This is a genomic window from Aminobacter aminovorans (assembly GCF_900445235.1).
Lineage (GTDB): Bacteria > Pseudomonadota > Alphaproteobacteria > Rhizobiales > Rhizobiaceae > Aminobacter > Aminobacter aminovorans.
Map to the genome: position 1 here is coordinate 263,563 of NZ_UFSM01000001.1, position 16,436 is coordinate 279,998.

The window sequence follows — 16,436 nt, forward strand, 5'->3', positions numbered from 1 at the left end:
GCCACCTTGCCCGTGGCGCCGGGCCGACCGCAGCAGATGGTGTCAACGACTTGTCAGTAGACGGCGGCAAAGCCCGCTTGACCATGGACAGCCGCGCTGCGTCAAGTTACCCGTATCGCCATGAAAAAAGGCGATCATCTCTTCCTAGTCGACGGCTCCGGCTACATTTTCCGCGCCTACCACGCGCTGCCCCCGCTGACCCGCAAATCAGACGGCCTGCCGGTCGGCGCGGTGTCCGGTTTCTGCAATATGTTGTGGAAGCTGATGCTCGACGCACGCAACACCGATGCTGGCGTCGTGCCGACCCATTTCGCCGTCATCTTCGACTATTCGTCCAAGACCTTCCGCAACGAGCTCTATCCTGAATACAAGGCCAACCGCTCGGCACCGCCAGAAGACCTGATTCCGCAATTCGGCCTGATCCGCCAGGCGACCAAAGCTTTCGAGCTGCCCTGCATCGAGATGGAGGGCTTCGAGGCCGACGACCTGATCGCAACCTACGCCAGGCTCGCCTGCGAGGCCGGCGGCGACACCACCATCGTCTCCTCCGACAAGGACCTGATGCAGCTCGTCGGTCCCAGCGTGTCGATGTACGACCCGATGAAGGATCGCCAGATCAACATCCCCGAAGTGATCGAGAAGTGGGGCGTGCCACCCGAGAAGATGATCGATCTGCAGGCGCTGACCGGCGACTCGGTCGACAACGTGCCGGGCGTTCCCGGCATCGGCCCGAAGACGGCAGCGCAATTGCTCGAACAGTTCGGCGACCTCGACACGCTTCTCGCTCGCGCCTCCGAGATCAAGCAGGACAAGCGCCGCCAGTCGATCATCGACAACACCGAAAAGGCGCGCATTTCGCGCGAGCTGGTGCGGCTCAAGATCGATGTGCCGGTGACCGATGCGCTCGAAGATTTCGTGCTGCAGCCGCCCAACGGGCCGAAGCTGATCGGCTTCCTCAAGACCATGGAATTCACCTCGCTGACGCGCCGCGTCGCCGAGGCGACGGGCACCGAGGCGGGCGAGATCGAGGCCGTGCCGGTTGCCGTGCAATGGGGCGCCGACGCGCATGGACCAGACGTCGGAGCGGGCGCAACACCTGCAGCGGCGCCCGCTGCAGCTCCAGAAGCGCGTGCGAATGGCGGCAGCACCTCTTCCGCAGTGCCCTCGTCCGCCGCTGGCGAAAGCGGCACTGCGCTCGACACCCCCACCGACCTCGCCAACAAGATCGCAGCAGCAGCAGTCTCGGAAAAATTCGACCACGCCGCCTATGTCACCATCCGTGACCTCGCGACACTGAAGGCCTGGGTCGCGGAGGCGACCGAGGCCGGCGTCATGGCATTCGACACCGAGACCAACTCGCTCGATCCGATGCAGGCCGAACTCGTCGGTATTTCTTTCGCCACCGCACCCGGCCGCGCCGCTTACGTTCCGATCGCCCACAAGAGCGGGCGTGGCGACCTGCTCGGCGGCGGGCTGGTCGAAAACCAGATTCCGGTGCGCGACGCCCTCGCCGTGCTTAAGCCGCTGCTCGAAGATGGTTCGGTGCTGAAGATTGCGCAGAATCTGAAATACGACCTGGTGGTGATGAACCGTCACGGCGTCGACGTGCGTCCGTTCGACGACACGATGTTGCTTTCCTACGTGCTCGACGGCGGCACCAATGGCGGCCACGGCATGGACCCGCTGTCGGAGAAGTGGCTCGGCCACACGCCGATCGCCTTCAAGGATATCGCCGGTTCCGGCAAAAGCTTCGTCGGCTTCGACCAGGTCGACATCGACAAGGCGACCGCCTATGCCGCCGAGGATGCCGACGTGACGCTGCGCTTGTGGCGCGTGCTCAAGCCGCGCCTCGCCGCCAAGGGACTGACCTCGGTCTACGAGCGGCTGGAACGGCCGCTGGTGCCGGTGCTGGCCGCGATGGAGCAGCGCGGCATCTCGGTCGACCGCCAGATCCTGTCGCGTCTGTCGGGCGAGCTCGCCCAGGGTGCTGCGCGGCTTGAAGACGAGATCAACACGCTTGCCGGCGAGCGCTTCAATATCGGCTCGCCCAAGCAGCTCGGCGACATCCTGTTCGGCCGCATGGGCCTGCCCGGCGGTACTAAGACCAAGACCGGCCAGTGGTCGACCTCGGCGCAGGTGCTCGAGGATCTCGCCGCCGAAGGCCACGAACTGCCGCGCAAGATCGTCGACTGGCGCCAGCTGACCAAGCTGAAATCGACCTATACCGATGCCCTGCCCGGCTTCATCAACCCTGAGACCAAGCGCGTCCATACCTCCTACGCGCTCGCCGCCACCACCACCGGCCGCCTGTCGTCCTCCGACCCCAACCTGCAGAACATCCCGATCCGCACCGCCGAAGGCCGCAAGATCCGCACGGCCTTCATCGCCGACAAGGGCAACAAGCTGATCTCGGCCGACTACAGCCAGATCGAGCTGCGTGTGCTCGCCCATGTCGCCGACATCGCCCAGCTCAAGCAGGCTTTCGCCGACGGCGTCGACATCCATGCCATGACCGCATCCGAAATGTTTTCGGTGCCGGTCGCGGGCATGCCGTCGGAAGTGCGCCGCCGCGCCAAGGCGATCAATTTCGGCATCATCTACGGCATCTCGGCCTTCGGCCTCGCCAACCAGCTGTCGATCCCGCGCGAGGAAGCGTCCGACTACATCAAGAAGTATTTCGAGCGCTTCCCCGGCATCCGCGCCTATATGGACGAGACCAAGGCGTTCTGCCGTGACAACGGCTATGTCGAGACCATCTTCGGCCGCCGCATCCACTATCCCGAAATCCGCTCGTCGAACCCGTCGGTGCGCGCCTTCAATGAACGCGCCTCGATCAACGCTCGCCTGCAAGGCACCGCAGCCGACATTATCCGCCGGGCGATGATCCGCATGGACGACGCACTGGTCGCGGCCAAGCTGTCGGCGCGCATGCTGCTGCAGGTGCACGATGAACTGATCTTCGAAACTGTCGAGAGTGAGGTCGCAGCGACGATCCCTGTAGTCCGGCATGTGATGGAGAACGCGGCCATGCCGGCTGCGTCGATGTCGGTGCCGCTGCATGTCGACGCTAACGCCGCCGACAGCTGGGACGAAGCGCACTGAGATGGAGTTCGCGGCGGCGTCTGATCTGCCGACGTTGCTCTCCTTCGCGCTGACCGCTCTCATCATCGAGCTGACGCCAGGCCCGAACATGACTTACCTCGCGCTGGTGTCGGCTGGCGAAGGCCGCCGCGCCGGCTTCGCCACGGTGGCCGGCATTGCGCTGGGCCTCGCCACCATCGGCGTGGTCGCGGCGCTTGGCGTCACCGAACTGATCCAGTCATCGCATCTGCTCTACGAGGGCCTGCGCTGGGCCGGCGTGTTGTTCCTGCTCTTTCTCGCCTATGAAGGCTGGCGCGGTCCGGGCGACGTGGTATCCGAAGGCAGCGATGCCGACCGGCGCCATTTCACCCGCGGGCTGGTAACCAACCTTCTGAACCCGAAGGCGGCGGTGTTCTATGTCGCTGTGCTGCCGACCTTCATCATTGCCGACAAGCCGGTGCTGTCGCAGACGCTCACGCTGACCGCCATCTATGTCGCGGTTGCGACCATCATCCATGCGTTGATCGTGGCATTGGCAGGGACGCTCGAGCCCTTGCTCAACAACCCACTGTTTGAGCAGGTCGCGCGAAAGTTCCTGTCGGCGCTGCTGGCGGCCGTGGCCGTCTGGTTCGCGTTTTCGACGGCACGCTGAGCTGGTTCAGGCGGCGATCGCAGCACATTTGGCGCAGGTACCGCGGAACTCGATGACAGCCTTCTTGGCGACGAAGCCGGTCGAGCCGACCCAGTGATCGAGCTGCTTGCCGATCGTCTCGTCCGAGATCTCGGTCACCTGGCCACAGGTGTCGCAGATGGCAAAGGCCGTCATGCGGTGGTTGTGATGGCTGTGGTCGTGCGGCTCGGAGCAGGCGACGAAGGCATTCAGGCTTTCGAGGCGATGGACGAACCCGTCCTTCATCAGCGCTTCAAGGGCGCGATAGACCTGCAGCGGCGCGCGAAAACCCTCGTCGCGCAACTGATCGAGCAGCGTGTAGGCGCTGAGCGGTCCGGTCGCCACTTCGAGTTTCTCCAGAACCTTCTGCTGGTTCTTCGTCAGCGTAACCCGCGCCGCCATCTTCCGCATTCACCTTCCTCGGCCGAGCCGATGCCCGGACGGCACAATCCAGCGCCTAAGATGGCGACTGGACAAGGGTTTTGCTAGCGCGTCCCGCCGGCAAAGACAATCTGCGCCGAAAGCAAACGGCGGGAACGCCCGCCGCCTGCATGTTTCGAAGCGTCAGAGCGCCAGCTTACTTCTTCTGTCGCGCCGGGCCATCGCGCTCGGACGAGCGGGCCCAGAGGTTGATGTCGGCCTCGCGGGCATAGGTGTCGATCTCGGCCAGTTCCGCATCAGTGAAGATTGCGTTCTTCAGCGCGCCGACACAGTCCTCGACCTGCTCGGGACGGCTGGCGCCGATCAGTGCCGAAGTGACGCGGCCGCCACGCAGCACCCAGGCCAGCGCCATCTGCGCCAGCGTCTGGCCGCGGCGTTCGGCAATACCGTTCAGCGCACGGATGTTGGCGAGGTTCTTGTCGTTGAGGAAAGCCGGGCGCAGCGACTTGCCCTGCGATGCACGGCTGCCTTCCGGCACGCCGCCGAGATACTTGCCGGTCAGCATGCCCTGTGCCAGCGGCGAGAACACGATCGAGCCGATGCCCAACCCGTCGAGCGCGTCGAGCAGGCCGTCATCCTCGACCCAGCGGTTGATCAGCGAATAGCTCGGCTGGTGGATCAGGCAGGGCGTACCGAGCTGGCGCAGGATGTCGGCCGCCTCGCGGGTGCGCTGGGCATTGTATGAGGAGATGCCGGCATAAAGCGCCTTGCCGGAGCGCACGGCATGGTCGAGCGCACCCATCGTCTCTTCGAGCGGGGTGTCCGGGTCGAAGCGGTGCGAATAGAAGATGTCGACATAGTCGAGACCCATGCGCTTCAGGCTCTGGTCGAGACTCGCCAACACATATTTGCGGCTGCCCCACTCGCCGTAGGGACCGGGCCACATGTCGTAACCGGCCTTGGTCGAAATGATCATCTCGTCGCGAAGGCCGGCAAAGTCGGTGCGCAGGATGTCGCCGAATGCAGTCTCGGCCGAGCCGGGCGGCGGGCCGTAATTGTTGGCGAGGTCGAAGTGGGTAATGCCGAGGTCGAAAGCCTTCTGGCAGATGGCGCGCTTGGTGTTGTGCGGCGTGTCTTCGCCGAAATTGTGCCACAGGCCGAGCGAGATCGCCGGCAGCTTGAGCCCCGATTTGCCGCAGCGATTATAGACCATGTTTTCGTAACGGTTCGCAGCCGGCTGCCAGGTCATGATGCTGTCCTCGAATGGAAAGGGGAATCGGCCGATACGCCGTTCCCCTCTCTTAGCCTATTTCGACGGAGCCAGCAGCCCCCTTGCAGCAGCCGGGCCGAGCGGCTCCGGGCGCTCGCAGGTCGTCTGCATCTCGACGAACTTCTTCGTCTCGCCCGACTTCAGTATGCCGGTCATGATATCGATGACGTGGTTGGCGAGTTCCAGCGAACAGCGGTGCGGCCGGCCTTGCATGATTGCCAACGCCATGTCGGCGAGACCCGCCGTGCGGTAATTGGCCATCATGCCGTGCGGATGCTTTTCATTGGCGACTGAGAACGGATGGTCCCATTTAGGCAGCGCCTTCACCGGCTTGTCGCCCCTGGTGTAGCTGAGATCACCGCCGAAGAAATTGGGGTCCGGCATGTGGATGGTGCCCTGCTCGCCATAAAGCTCCATCGGTGCATGGCCGCTGTCCCAGACGTCCCAGCTGGCATTGAAGGTGAACACCGCCCTGTTATCGAACTCCATCAGCGCGAGGATCGTCGTCGGCGTCGCCACCGGGATTTTTTCACCCGCGCGTGGCTTCGACAAGATCGTGCGTTCCTTTGCCGGAATCGACGACAATGCCGCTACCCTGACAACCGGCCCGATGAGCTGAACGAGGTTAGCGATGTAATAGGGTCCGAGATCGAGGATCGGCCCGCCGCCTGGCTGGAAGAAGAAGTCGGGGTTGGGGTGCCAATGCTCCATGCCATGGCTCATCACGTGGCAGGTGCCCGAGGTGATCTTTCCGAGCTTGCCGGTGTCGATAAGGTGGCGCGCCAGCTGGTGCGAGCCGCCGAGGAAGGTGTCGGGCGCCGAGCCGATGCGCACGCCCTTCTTGTCGGCGCGCTTCTTGAGGTCGAGCCCGTCCTTGATGGCGAGCACGAAGGGCTTCTCCGAATAGACGTGCTTGCCTGCCTCGATTGCCTGCCTCGACACCTCGTAGTGTACCGCCGGAATGGTCAGGTTGACGACGATGTCGATGTCGTCAGATGCCAAAAGCCCTTCGACCGTCTCGGCGCGTAGCGTGAATTCCTTCGCCCTTGCCTTGGCCGCATCCATGTTGATGTCGGCGCAGGCGCGCATCTCGATGCCTTTGAATTCAGGCGCATGCTTGAAATAGGTCTTCGAGATGTTACCGCAGCCGATCACCCCGACCCCGAGTTTCCTTGCCATATGCTGATCCCCCTAGAAGGTCTTGGCGGCTGCGATCGAGCGGCTTGCGAAGCGCTCGAAATCGGCCGGGTTGTCGTGTTCCATGACAAAATACTTCGCCGGCGTGTTCTTGCGCAAAGCCGTCACGAGCCCTGCCCAGTCGACCGTGCCGTGTCCCACGTCGGACCAGCCGTCCTCATCCGTCGCCAAGCCTTGAGGCGCGATGTCCTTGACGTGGACAGCCAGGATGCGCGGGCCGAACTCCTCGATCCAGTGCAGCGGGTCGGATCCGCCGCGGATCACCCAGGCGACGTCCATCTCCCAGCCGACCTCAGGGGCAGCCTCCAGGATCAGGCGCTGTGGCACCACGCCGCCAACCGGCACGAACTCGAAGTCATGGTTATGCCAGGCAAAGTCGAAACCTGCGTCATTGGCCTTTGCGCCAATGGCAGCAAGACGCCTGCCGAATGCCCGCCAGCCTTCCGCGTCGGTAGGCCGTTCCGCCGGCTCGAGCCACGGGCAGGCGATCAGCTTCATGCCGAGCGTCCTGGCGATGCCTGCCGCCTTGGCGAAATCCTGCTCCAGAAGGTCGATGCCGAAATGGCCGCTCGGCATGGCCAGACCGTTCTTGTCGAGCTCGGCGCGGAACGTTGCGGGCTCTTCGTAGACGGCGCCAAAGCCCTCGACTTGGGCGTAACCGAGGGCGCCGAGCGTCTTGAGCACATTCTGCCAGGGTTGAAAGTTGCGGGCGCTGTAGAGTTGGAATGACCAGTCCATGGTTCTGTCCGTTTGCTTGGGAGGGGATTTCACATGCGGCTGCCGCTCTGGCCGTCGAACAGCGAGGCGCGCGCTGGATCGAAGCCGATGCGCAGCTGATCGCCCGACGCCAGATGGCGTTCGGCCTCGACGCGGAAGGCGAAACTCTGGCCGCCAAGCTTCGTCCAGACCAGCGTGTCCGAACCCATCGGTTCGACCAGCTCGACCCTGGCGTCCGCTTGAAAGGGCATGGCAGCAGCGGCATGGCCCGTGGCAATGTGCTCGGGCCGCACGCCGAACACCGCCTTGCCGGGCTTAGCCGCGTCGCCAAAACCGTAGCGGTCGAGCGGTATCTTCGTGTCTGTCGCGACGAATGTCGGCGCATCGCCCTCAACATCGCCGTCGAGAAAGTTCATGCCGGGCGAGCCGAGGAAGCCGGCGACGAAGCGATTGACCGGTTTGTTGTAGATCACCTGCGGTGCGTCGAGCTGCTGGATCACGCCGCCCTTCATGACGGCGATGCGGTCGGCCAGCGTCATCGCCTCGATCTGGTCGTGGGTGACGTAGATCATGGTGTTGGCGAGTTTCTGGTGCAGCCGCTTGATTTCGACGCGCAGCTCCGAGCGCAGTTTGGCGTCGAGGTTGGACAGTGGCTCGTCAAACAGGAACACGTCGACATCACGCACCAGCGCCCGGCCGATCGCCACGCGCTGGCGCTGCCCGCCCGACAGCGCCGCCGGCTTGCGCTGGAGCAGCGGCTCGATCTGCAGGATCTCGGCTGCGCGGGCGATACGCCTTGCGATCTCGTCCTTCGCCATGCCTGCCGTCTTCAGGCCGAAGGACAGGTTTCCCTCCACCGTCATCTGTGGATAGAGCGCATAGGACTGGAACACCATGCCGATGCCGCGATCCTTGGGCTCCTCCCAGGTGACGTTCTTGCCCTTGATGAAGATCTGCCCCTCGGACACGTCGAGCAGGCCGGCAATGCAGTTGAGCAGCGTGGACTTGCCGCAGCCGGATGGGCCGAGCAACACCAGGAACTCGCCTTCCGGCACGTCGAGATTGAGCTCCTTCAGCACATCATAGGCGCCGAAGCTGAGCGAAACGTCCCTGACCTGGACACTTGTCATCGCCTCACCCCTTCACCGCGCCGGCGGCGATGCCGCGGACGAAAAGCTTGCCTGAAATGAAGTAGATGACGAGCGGGACCAGTCCGGTCAGAAGGGTGGCTGCCATGTTGACGTTGTACTCCTTCACGCCCTGTACGGCGTTGACGATGTTGTTGAGCTGGACCGTAATCGGATAGGTGTCGGGCTTGGTGTAGACGACGCCGAACAGGAAATCGTTCCAGATGCCGGTGACCTGCAGGATGATTGCCACCACGAAGATCGGCAACGACATCGGCAGCATGATCCTGAGATAGATCGTCCAGAAGCCGGCACCGTCGACACGAGCCGCCTTGAACAGCTCCTCCGGCAGCGAGGCGAAATAGTTGCGGAACAACAGCGTCAGTATCGGCATGCCGAAGATGGTGTGCACCAGCACCAAGCCCCAAAGCGAGCCATAGAGGCCGATCTCACGCAGCACGATGACTACAGGATAGAGCATCACCTGGTAGGGAATGAAGGCGCCGACGACGAGCACGGTGAAGAACACCTCGGCGCCCTTGAAGCGCCAGTTGGCCAGCGCGTAGCCATTGATCGACGCGATGGCGATCGACAGGAACACCGACGGAACAGTGATCATCACCGAGTTCCAGAAGCCGCGCGAGAGCCCGTCACAGTTGAGGCCGGTGCAGGCTGTCGACCATGCCTTGACCCATGGCTCGAAGGTGATCTCGACCGGCGGCGAAAAGATGTTGCCCAGCCGGATTTCGGGCATGCCCTTCAGCGACGTCACCACCATCACATAGAGCGGCAACAGGTAGTAGGCGGCGACCAGCGCCAGCGTACCGTAGATGAAGACGTTGCGACGGGAGAAGCGGCGGCGCGGCCTGGGGCCATGCGGACCCGACAGCGCCCTTGCGCGGGCGGGCAGAGCGCTTGCCACGGCAAGTTCGGGGGCGGCGCGCAGAATCTGCTCAGCCATGGCGGCGCCTCCTGCCAAATTCGAGATAGGCCCAGGGCACGATGACGATGACGACCGACAGCAGCATCATTGTCGAGGCGGCGAAGCCCTGCCCCAGATTCTGCGCCAGAAACATGTAGTTGTAGACGTACTTGGCCGGCACTTCGGAAGCAATGCCGGGGCCGCCGCTGGTCTGGGCGACGACGAGGTCGTAGACCTTGACGATGCCGCTGGCGATGATGACCAGCGTGGTCACAAGCACCGGCCGCATCATCGGGATGACGATGAAGACATAGGTCTTCCAGGTCGGGATGCCGTCGACGCGCGCCGCCTTCCATATGTCGCCGTCGATGCCGCGCAGGCCGGCCAACATCAGGCACATGATCAGCCCGGTGCCCTGCCACAGCCCGGCGATCAGGATGCCGTAGATGACGATGTCGGCATTATAGAGCGGGTCGAAGGTGAAGCTCTCCCAGCCGAGATTGCGCACCACCTGCTGGATGCCGAAATTCGGGTTGAGGATCCACTGCCACGCCAGGCCGGTGACGATGAAGGACAGCGCGAAAGGGTAGAGAAAGATGGTGCGGAAGGTGTTCTCGAAACGGATCTTCTGGTCCATCAGGGCCGCGAGCATGAAGCCGATGACCAGTGAAAAGACCAACGTGCAGACGCCGTAGATAGCGAGGTTCTCGACCGCCACCAGCCAACGCGGCGTCGCCCACAGGCGCTCATACTGGTCGAAGCCGACGAAGCTGGCGCGGGGCAGAAGCTTGGAGTTGGTGAAGGAATAAAACACCGTCCACGCCGTGCCACCGACGAAAATGACCAGCGCGGTCAGGATCATCGGGATCGAGGCGATCTTGGCATTCAGGTTGCGAAACAACCCGAATGGTCGGCCCTGATACGTCGGGGTCATCGGTCGGCACTCATCCGGATCGTCAGCCAATCTGCCGGTCCCGACACGTCGGGGCCGGCAGATCGCCGCTGACAGGACTGCAGCATCTCAGGCAAGGACCAGGTCGGGAAGCCCGGATGTCCTTGCCCTAGTCCGCAGCGGCGATGATTTCGGCAAAGCGTTTCTGCGCGTCTTGTGCCGAAAGCTCCTTGTTGGCGAAGAACTCGACGAACAGATCATTGATCTGGGTCACGCCATCGGCCGACATCAACTGGTCGGGCGCTGGGATGATGTTGCCCTTGGCGAGGATCTCGAGCCCCTTCTTCATGCAGTCGTTGGCGGCGTTCAGGTCGACGTCGCCACGCACCGGCAGCGAGCCCTTCTTGAGATTGAAGGCAACCTGGGTCGTAGGCGACAGCATCACCGAGGCAAGCGCCTCCTGGGCCTTGGCCTTTTCAGGGTCGGTCTGCTTGGGGAAATAGAAGGCATCGCCACCGGTCGAGATGATCTCGTTGACGCCGAGGCCAGGCAGGCACGTGTAATCCTTGCCGGCAACCTGGCCGGCGACCTGGAACTCGCCTTGCGCCCAGTCGCCCATGATCTGTCCGCCGGCCTTGCCGTTGATGACCATGCTTGTCGCCTGGTTCCACTCCTGGACGTTGGACTTGGCCGACATCTGGCGCGCCTGGTCGGCGGCGGCGAAGACCTTGGCCATTTCGGCGCCGGCAGCCAAAGTCGCGTCCTTGTCGCCGAACACTTTCTGGAACGTTTCCGGACCGGCAAGCGCGACGAGGATGACCTGGAAGGCGAGCGTCGTCTGCCAGGGCTGCTGGCCGATGGCAAGCGGCACGATACCGGCCTTTTCCAGCGCCGGGGCCGCCGCGACGAACTCGTCCCAGTTCTTCGGCACCGCCACGCCGGCGTCGGCGAAGGCCTTGTTGGACAACCACAGCCACTGCTGCGAATGGATATTGACCGGCACGCAATAGATCCTGCCGTCCAGCGTGCAGCCGTCGAGCAGGCTCTTGGGGTGGATGAACTTTGTCCAGCCTTCCTTCTCGGCCAGCGCGGTGAAATCGCGCATCAATCCTGCCTGGACGAGCTCTTCCGCCTGGCGGCCGTGGTTGAACTGGGTGGCGCCCATCGGATCGCCGCCGGTGATGCGGCCGATCATGATCGGACGGGCGACATCACCGGAACCGGCGATGGCACCGTCGACCCATTTGTTGCCGGTGGCATCGAAGGCCTTGGCGAGCTCGGCAACCGCCGCCGCCTCGCCGCCGGAGGTCCACCAGTGCGTCACTTCGAGATCGGTCGCGGAGGCTGAACCTGCACCCCCAAACACGACGCTTGCTGCAAATGCAGCTGTCGTCAGCCTATAACGCATCGCACTCCTCCCTGAATCTGAAACGTTACAGGTGGGGACGTTAGGCGAAGTTTTTGACCGCTGCAATGGGTGCGCGATATTTTCTTCGCAAGCCGAACTAAAGCCAGGAGAGGTAGCCGCCATATTTGTGCTGGCAAACCACGCCGCAATGCAGCATTTCCAGACAATCATGCAAATGAATCAACAGTCGACGGTCATTTTGCAGCGCACGGTCACGTCTGAGCCGGCGACCGGGGCGGCTCTCCAAAAACGCCATGAATTAGTACAACCTGAAACGTTACAGTTCCTGCAGGAAAGCGCTTGTCAGGTCCATCATGCAAATGCGATATGCGCCGAGCAGGGATCACGGTGGGGCAACGGCCATGAACGACAAGACACCGCCGGATGAAAATGCAGACCAGGCCGTCGGCGGGGAGGCCAATCCGCCGACGCTGAAAACCATCGCCTTCATGACTGGCCTCGGCGTCACAACCGTGTCGCGCGCGCTCAAGGACGCCCCCGAAATCGGCGCCGCGACCAGGCAGCGCGTGCAGCTCGTCGCCCGCCAGATCGGCTACCGGCCAAACCGCGCCGGCGTGCGCCTGCGCACCGGCAAGACCAATGTCATCAGCCTGGTGCTCGACACCGAAGAGCAGGTCGGCGGCTTCGTCTCGGACCTCATCTACGGCATCTCCGAGGCGCTGGCACAGACGCCCTATCACCTGGTGGTGACACCCTATTCGCGCAACAACGACCCGCTCGAGCCGGTGCGCTATGTCGTCGAGACGGCGTCGGCCGACGGTGTCATCATCTCGCGCACCGAGCCCGACGACAAACGTGTGCGTTACATGACCGAGCGCGGCATGCCTTTTGCCACTCATGGTCGCACCCATATGGGCATCGACCATGCGTTTCACGATTTCGACAACCATGCCTATTCGGTCGAGGCGGTGAACAAGCTTGCAGCCCTCGGGCGCAAACGGCTGGCGCTGCTCGCCCCGCCCTCGAACCTCAGCTACTACCACCACATGCGCGACGGCTTCGCCGATGCCCTGATGGAACACGGACTGAGCGAAGTGCCGTTCCCGATGGCCACCGTCGATCACTCCATCGAGGACATCCGCAAGCAGACAGTCGAACTGATGCGCCGACCCAACCGTCCCGACGCCTTCGTCAGTGGCGCGGGCGCCGGCACCTTCGCGCTGGTCGCCGGCATCGAGGAGGCGGGGTTCCAGATCGGCCAGGACGTCGACATCGTCTCCAAGCAATCTTCGAAACTGCTGCACCTGCTTCGACCGCAGCTCTACGTCGTCAACGAAGACGTGCGGCTGGCTGGCGCCGAACTCGCCCGCGCCGTGCTCGGCCGCATCGCCGGGCGCGACATCACTGCACTGCAGAGCCTCAGCACGCCCGAGGCGGTCGAGGCCTACGAGAACCCCGGGAAGGCTTAACGCCTGACATGGTCTCTTGCCTTCTTTCCGTAAACGGGAGAGGGGGTTCTCAGGGATCCAAGCACTTCCTTCTCCCTGTCACGGAGAGAACGTGCCGACAGGCGGACTGCGAGTGGCCCGAACGAAGACGTTAGCTGCCGCTGCCCCACGGCCCATGGTGCGCGCCCGGCTCGTCGATGCGCTCGAAGCCATGGGCGCCGAAGAAGTCGCGCTGCGCCTGGGTGAGATCGGTCGAGCCGCGACCCTGGCGATAGCCGTCGAAATAGGCCAGCGCCGACGACAGTGCCGGCACCGGCAGCCCGGCCTCGGCGGCGCGGGCGACGATGCGGCGCAGCGACGGATGCGCCTTGCCCATGATCTCGACAAAGGCGGGCACCATCAAAAGGTTGGTCGACGGATCGGCCTTGCCGAAAGCTTCTGCGATGGTGTCGAGGAACTGCGAACGGATGATGCAGCCGGCGCGCCAGATCTTGGCGATGGTCGGCATCGGCAGGTTCCAGCCGAACTCCTTCGACGCGCCGGCCATCACGGCAAAGCCTTGCGCATAGGCGGCGATCTTGCCGGCAAACAGCGCAAGCTCGAGATCGCCGAGAACCTCGTCCTTGTTGCCGGCGAATTTCAGCGTGTTGGCGCCGTAGGCCTTTTCTGCCGCCAGCCGTTCATCCTTCATCGACGACAGCACGCGCGCCGCGACCGCCGCTTCGATTGCTGTTGCCGGAATACCAAGCTGCTGCGCCTCGATCACCGACCACTTGCCGGTTCCCTTCTGGCCGGCGCGGTCGAGGATGATGTCGACCACCGGCTTTCCGGTCTTGGGATCGTCGGCTTCGAGCACCGATGCGGTGATTTCGATCAGGTAGGATTCGAGCCGGCCCTTGTTCCAGCCGGCAAAGACAGGCGCGATCTCCTTCGGTCTCATCGAGAGCCCGTCGCGAAGGATGCCGTAGATCTCGGCGATCATCTGCATGTCGGCATATTCGATGCCGTTGTGGATCGTCTTGACGAAATGGCCGGCACCGTTCGGCCCGAGCCAGGCGGCGCAGGGCTCGCCCTTGTACTTGGCCGAAATCGCGGTCAGCACGTCCTCGACGCGGGCATAGGATTCGGGCGTGCCGCCGACCATGATCGAGGGGCCGTGGCGCGCGCCCTCTTCACCGCCCGACACACCCATGCCGATGAAGGTCAGGCCCGAGCCGTCGAGCTCCTTGAAGCGGCGCATCGTGTCGCGGAAATTGGCGTTGCCGGCATCGATGATGATGTCGTTGGCGGCGAGAACCGGGCGAAGGGCCGCGATCTGCTGGTCGACCGGATCGCCTGCCAGCACCATGATGATGATCGGCCGCGGCGGGCGGATGGCAGCTGCCAGTTCCTCGATCGAGCCGCAGGGCACGACCATGTCGCGCAAGGCGCCCGCCGCTTCGACAAACGCCTGCGTACGGGCCGGTGTGCGATTGAAGACGGCGATGCGATGGCCTTTTTCGGCGATGTTCAGCGCCAGGTTCGAGCCCATCGTGCCCAATCCGATCAGTCCGATTTCGGCTTTTTCCATGGTCGCTGATCCTGTCTGCTGATTGCTGTCGTCGAAAGACGCGGCATGATTGACCGTGCTTCTGCGGAGGTCAACTCGCCGCCCGACGCGCCTTGTCACCGGACGATCAACTCGTCGTGGCCTGACCTTGCGTCATCAATCCTTGCGGCGGCGACCGTAGAGCTCAAGCCGGTGATGGACGATGTCGTAGCCGAGCTGGCGGGCGATTTCCTGCTGCAGCTGCTCGATGCGGTCGGAGCGGAATTCGATGACGTCCCCGGTGTCCATGTCGATGAGATGGTCGTGATGATCGCCGCCGGCCTGCTCGAAGCGCGATGGCCCGCCTTCGAAGGCATGGCGGTGAATGGCGCCCATCTCCTCGAGCAACTTCATGGTGCGGTAGACTGTCGAAAGCGAGATGCTCTTGTCGACCTGTTCGGCGCGGCGGAAGATCTCCAGCGCGTCGGGATGGTCTTCAGTTTCACCCAGAATGCCAAGGATGATCTTGCGCGGCCGCGTGATGCGGATGCCCGCCTTGCGCAGCGCTTTCTCGTAGTCCGGCTTCTTGGGGGCATGTTTCACAGGCGTCTTCGTCATGGCGCGACTATGTGCCAGATGACACTCAGTTGCAAAAGATTAAGTCGACGTTCATCCCCAGATCAACGGCATGGGTCGCCGGATGCTCCCGAGAAATTATGCCGGCTTCAGCCATGCCGCCCCTTGGCTTAGCCGCAAAATGGGTTAGTTGGACGCGACCCTTAAGCCGTTTCGAACCGATCGATGCCCACGCCGCTGCTGCTTATCAACCTGGACCGCTCGAAGGATCGTCTCGCTGCCGTCGAAGCAAGCGCGGCTGGACTTGGCCTTCGCATCACCCGTGTTCCGGCAATCGACGGCAGCACGCTGACAGCGGAGCAACGAAGCCTGATCGACGAAGCACGCTTTCACCAGATCTGCGGCAAGACGGTGCTCACGGCCGAGATCGGCTGTTACCTCAGCCATCTCCGGGCGATCAGGCACATTGCCGAGGGCGAGGACGAAATCGGTGTGGTGCTGGAGGACGACGTCCAATTCACGGCGGATTTTTCCGCTGTCATCGACGAACTCGCCTGTATCAAGGGTTGGGATGTCGTAAAACTGGTCAATCATCGGACGACCGCCTTCCTCCGTCGCCTGCCGCTCGGCAATGGCTATGCGCTGGGCCGGTGTATCCACGGCTCTCTCGGCAGCGCCGCAGCATATGCCGTCAGGCGCGATGCCGCGCGGCGGCTTGTGACCTCGTTGCGTCCAATGGTCATGCAGTTCGACGTCGAACTCGAGCGTGGATGGGCGCACGGCACAGCGCTGTTTACCCTCGACAAGCCTCTGGTCAAGCTGACCCGCGCGCCAAGCGTCATCGAAGGCTCCGGTCAGAGACGCATCAAGTTTCCGCTGAGGCGCCGCTGGCGCACCGGCATCTTCCGGACGCTCAACTATTTCCGCTGCGCAGCCTATGCGCTGACGCCCAGTGCTCTCACCAGAACCATCGACGTCCCGCCGCGCGGCTGACAAGCTGCACCGTCCGAAGCCACCCGCGCCTTCCTTTTCCGCTTGTGGGGAGAAGAGGCGTTCGAGCGCGTTATGCGGCGCCGGCGAAACCGCCCAAGCGGCGGCATTGACAGTCGCATCGCCAGGCTACTTGCAAACGATTTGCAATTGCATTGACAAAGGCGACAACAGCCATTAGGTAAGGCATCGTATCTGCCGCCCGTTCGGCGCGGCCTCTCGAACGGGATTTCCATGACAGCGTTTCGCACCACCTTTGCCGCCATCG

The 16,436-nt window shown here is 63.3% G+C and carries 14 protein-coding genes; 4 read left to right on the forward strand and 10 right to left on the reverse strand.

The window, feature by feature from the left end; translation table 11 throughout:
* Positions 1 to 120: 120 nt before the first annotated feature.
* Together polA and DY201_RS01375 are read left to right on the forward strand one after the other, a co-directional pair.
* Positions 121 to 3,102: a DNA polymerase I gene (polA, locus tag DY201_RS01370; protein ID WP_115729649.1), complete on the forward strand. Its 2,982-nt coding sequence runs from the start codon at positions 121 to 123 to the stop codon at positions 3,100 to 3,102.
* Between the two features lies 1 nt (position 3,103).
* Positions 3,104 to 3,733 (forward strand): LysE family translocator, encoded by a 630-nt coding sequence (locus DY201_RS01375; RefSeq protein ID WP_115729650.1) that lies wholly within the window; start codon positions 3,104 to 3,106, stop codon positions 3,731 to 3,733.
* 6 nt (positions 3,734 to 3,739) lie between these two features.
* Here the strand turns inward: DY201_RS01375 and DY201_RS01380 are convergent, their stop codons facing one another.
* From DY201_RS01380 to DY201_RS01415, 8 genes are all read right to left on the reverse strand, one after another.
* Positions 3,740 to 4,153 (reverse strand): Fur family transcriptional regulator, encoded by a 414-nt coding sequence (locus tag DY201_RS01380; protein ID WP_115733516.1) that lies wholly within the window; start codon positions 4,151 to 4,153, stop codon positions 3,740 to 3,742.
* Between the two features lie 175 nt (positions 4,154 to 4,328).
* Positions 4,329 to 5,381, reverse strand: a complete 1,053-nt coding sequence (mgrA, locus tag DY201_RS01385) for an L-glyceraldehyde 3-phosphate reductase (RefSeq protein WP_115729651.1) — start codon at positions 5,379 to 5,381, stop codon at positions 4,329 to 4,331.
* A gap of 57 nt (positions 5,382 to 5,438) precedes the next feature.
* Positions 5,439 to 6,581 carry a Gfo/Idh/MocA family protein gene (locus DY201_RS01390; protein ID WP_115729652.1) on the reverse strand — a complete coding sequence of 381 codons (1,143 nt, stop codon included), beginning with the start codon at positions 6,579 to 6,581 and terminating at the stop codon, positions 5,439 to 5,441.
* Between the two features lie 12 nt (positions 6,582 to 6,593).
* On the reverse strand, positions 6,594 to 7,337 hold the full coding sequence (locus tag DY201_RS01395) for a sugar phosphate isomerase/epimerase family protein (protein WP_115729653.1): 744 nt from the start codon (positions 7,335 to 7,337) through the stop codon (positions 6,594 to 6,596).
* 29 nt (positions 7,338 to 7,366) lie between these two features.
* A complete protein-coding gene (locus tag DY201_RS01400) occupies positions 7,367 to 8,446 on the reverse strand; it encodes an ABC transporter ATP-binding protein (RefSeq protein ID WP_115729654.1) in 1,080 nt (359 codons plus the stop codon).
* Positions 8,447 to 8,450: 4 nt separating this feature from the next.
* The gene (locus tag DY201_RS01405; protein ID WP_245431863.1) at positions 8,451 to 9,404 is read right to left on the reverse strand and encodes a carbohydrate ABC transporter permease; all 954 of its coding nucleotides are present in this window, start codon (positions 9,402 to 9,404) and stop codon (positions 8,451 to 8,453) included.
* Positions 9,397 to 10,299, reverse strand: a complete 903-nt coding sequence (locus DY201_RS01410) for a carbohydrate ABC transporter permease (protein WP_115729655.1) — start codon at positions 10,297 to 10,299, stop codon at positions 9,397 to 9,399. The genes DY201_RS01405 and DY201_RS01410 overlap by 8 nt, the downstream gene beginning before the upstream one ends.
* 127 nt (positions 10,300 to 10,426) lie before the next feature.
* Positions 10,427 to 11,665 (reverse strand): ABC transporter substrate-binding protein, encoded by a 1,239-nt coding sequence (locus DY201_RS01415; protein WP_115729656.1) that lies wholly within the window; start codon positions 11,663 to 11,665, stop codon positions 10,427 to 10,429.
* Between the two features lie 362 nt (positions 11,666 to 12,027).
* On the opposite strand from DY201_RS01415, the gene DY201_RS01420 reads away from it, so the two are divergent.
* Entirely contained in the window at positions 12,028 to 13,095 is a 1,068-nt protein-coding gene (locus DY201_RS01420; protein ID WP_115729657.1) for a LacI family transcriptional regulator, read from the forward strand.
* Between the two features lie 130 nt (positions 13,096 to 13,225).
* Here the strand turns inward: DY201_RS01420 and gndA are convergent, their stop codons facing one another.
* Both gndA and DY201_RS01430 read right to left on the reverse strand, forming a co-directional pair.
* Complete coding sequence (gndA, locus tag DY201_RS01425; protein ID WP_115729658.1) at positions 13,226 to 14,644, reverse strand: NADP-dependent phosphogluconate dehydrogenase; 1,419 nt, start codon at positions 14,642 to 14,644, stop codon at positions 13,226 to 13,228.
* Between the two features lie 135 nt (positions 14,645 to 14,779).
* Positions 14,780 to 15,220, reverse strand: a complete 441-nt coding sequence (locus tag DY201_RS01430; protein WP_067954969.1) for a Fur family transcriptional regulator — start codon at positions 15,218 to 15,220, stop codon at positions 14,780 to 14,782.
* 183 nt (positions 15,221 to 15,403) lie between these two features.
* On the opposite strand from DY201_RS01430, the gene DY201_RS01435 reads away from it, so the two are divergent.
* On the forward strand, positions 15,404 to 16,171 hold the full coding sequence (locus tag DY201_RS01435) for a glycosyltransferase family 25 protein (RefSeq protein ID WP_115729659.1): 768 nt from the start codon (positions 15,404 to 15,406) through the stop codon (positions 16,169 to 16,171).
* The last annotated feature ends 265 nt before the right edge of the window (positions 16,172 to 16,436 follow it).

Bases quoted from the DNA above. Each gene is read 5' to 3' on its own strand.
- DY201_RS01430 (WP_067954969.1), bottom strand. From the start codon at position 15,220: ATGACGAAGACGCCTGTGAAACATGCCCCCAAGAAGCCGGACTACGAG.
- DY201_RS01415 (WP_115729656.1), bottom strand. From the start codon at position 11,665: ATGCGTTATAGGCTGACGACAGCTGCATTTGCAGCAAGCGTCGTGTTT.
- DY201_RS01405 (WP_245431863.1), bottom strand. From the start codon at position 9,404: ATGGCTGAGCAGATTCTGCGCGCCGCCCCCGAACTTGCCGTGGCAAGC.
- DY201_RS01435 (WP_115729659.1), top strand. From the start codon at position 15,404: ATGCCCACGCCGCTGCTGCTTATCAACCTGGACCGCTCGAAGGATCGT.
- gndA (WP_115729658.1), bottom strand. From the start codon at position 14,644: ATGGAAAAAGCCGAAATCGGACTGATCGGATTGGGCACGATGGGCTCG.
- DY201_RS01410 (WP_115729655.1), bottom strand. From the start codon at position 10,299: ATGACCCCGACGTATCAGGGCCGACCATTCGGGTTGTTTCGCAACCTG.
- DY201_RS01395 (WP_115729653.1), bottom strand. From the start codon at position 7,337: ATGGACTGGTCATTCCAACTCTACAGCGCCCGCAACTTTCAACCCTGG.
- DY201_RS01420 (WP_115729657.1), top strand. From the start codon at position 12,028: ATGAACGACAAGACACCGCCGGATGAAAATGCAGACCAGGCCGTCGGC.
- polA (WP_115729649.1), top strand. From the start codon at position 121: ATGAAAAAAGGCGATCATCTCTTCCTAGTCGACGGCTCCGGCTACATT.
- DY201_RS01375 (WP_115729650.1), top strand. From the start codon at position 3,104: ATGGAGTTCGCGGCGGCGTCTGATCTGCCGACGTTGCTCTCCTTCGCG.
- DY201_RS01390 (WP_115729652.1), bottom strand. From the start codon at position 6,581: ATGGCAAGGAAACTCGGGGTCGGGGTGATCGGCTGCGGTAACATCTCG.
- DY201_RS01400 (WP_115729654.1), bottom strand. From the start codon at position 8,446: ATGACAAGTGTCCAGGTCAGGGACGTTTCGCTCAGCTTCGGCGCCTAT.
- mgrA (WP_115729651.1), bottom strand. From the start codon at position 5,381: ATGACCTGGCAGCCGGCTGCGAACCGTTACGAAAACATGGTCTATAAT.
- DY201_RS01380 (WP_115733516.1), bottom strand. From the start codon at position 4,153: ATGGCGGCGCGGGTTACGCTGACGAAGAACCAGCAGAAGGTTCTGGAG.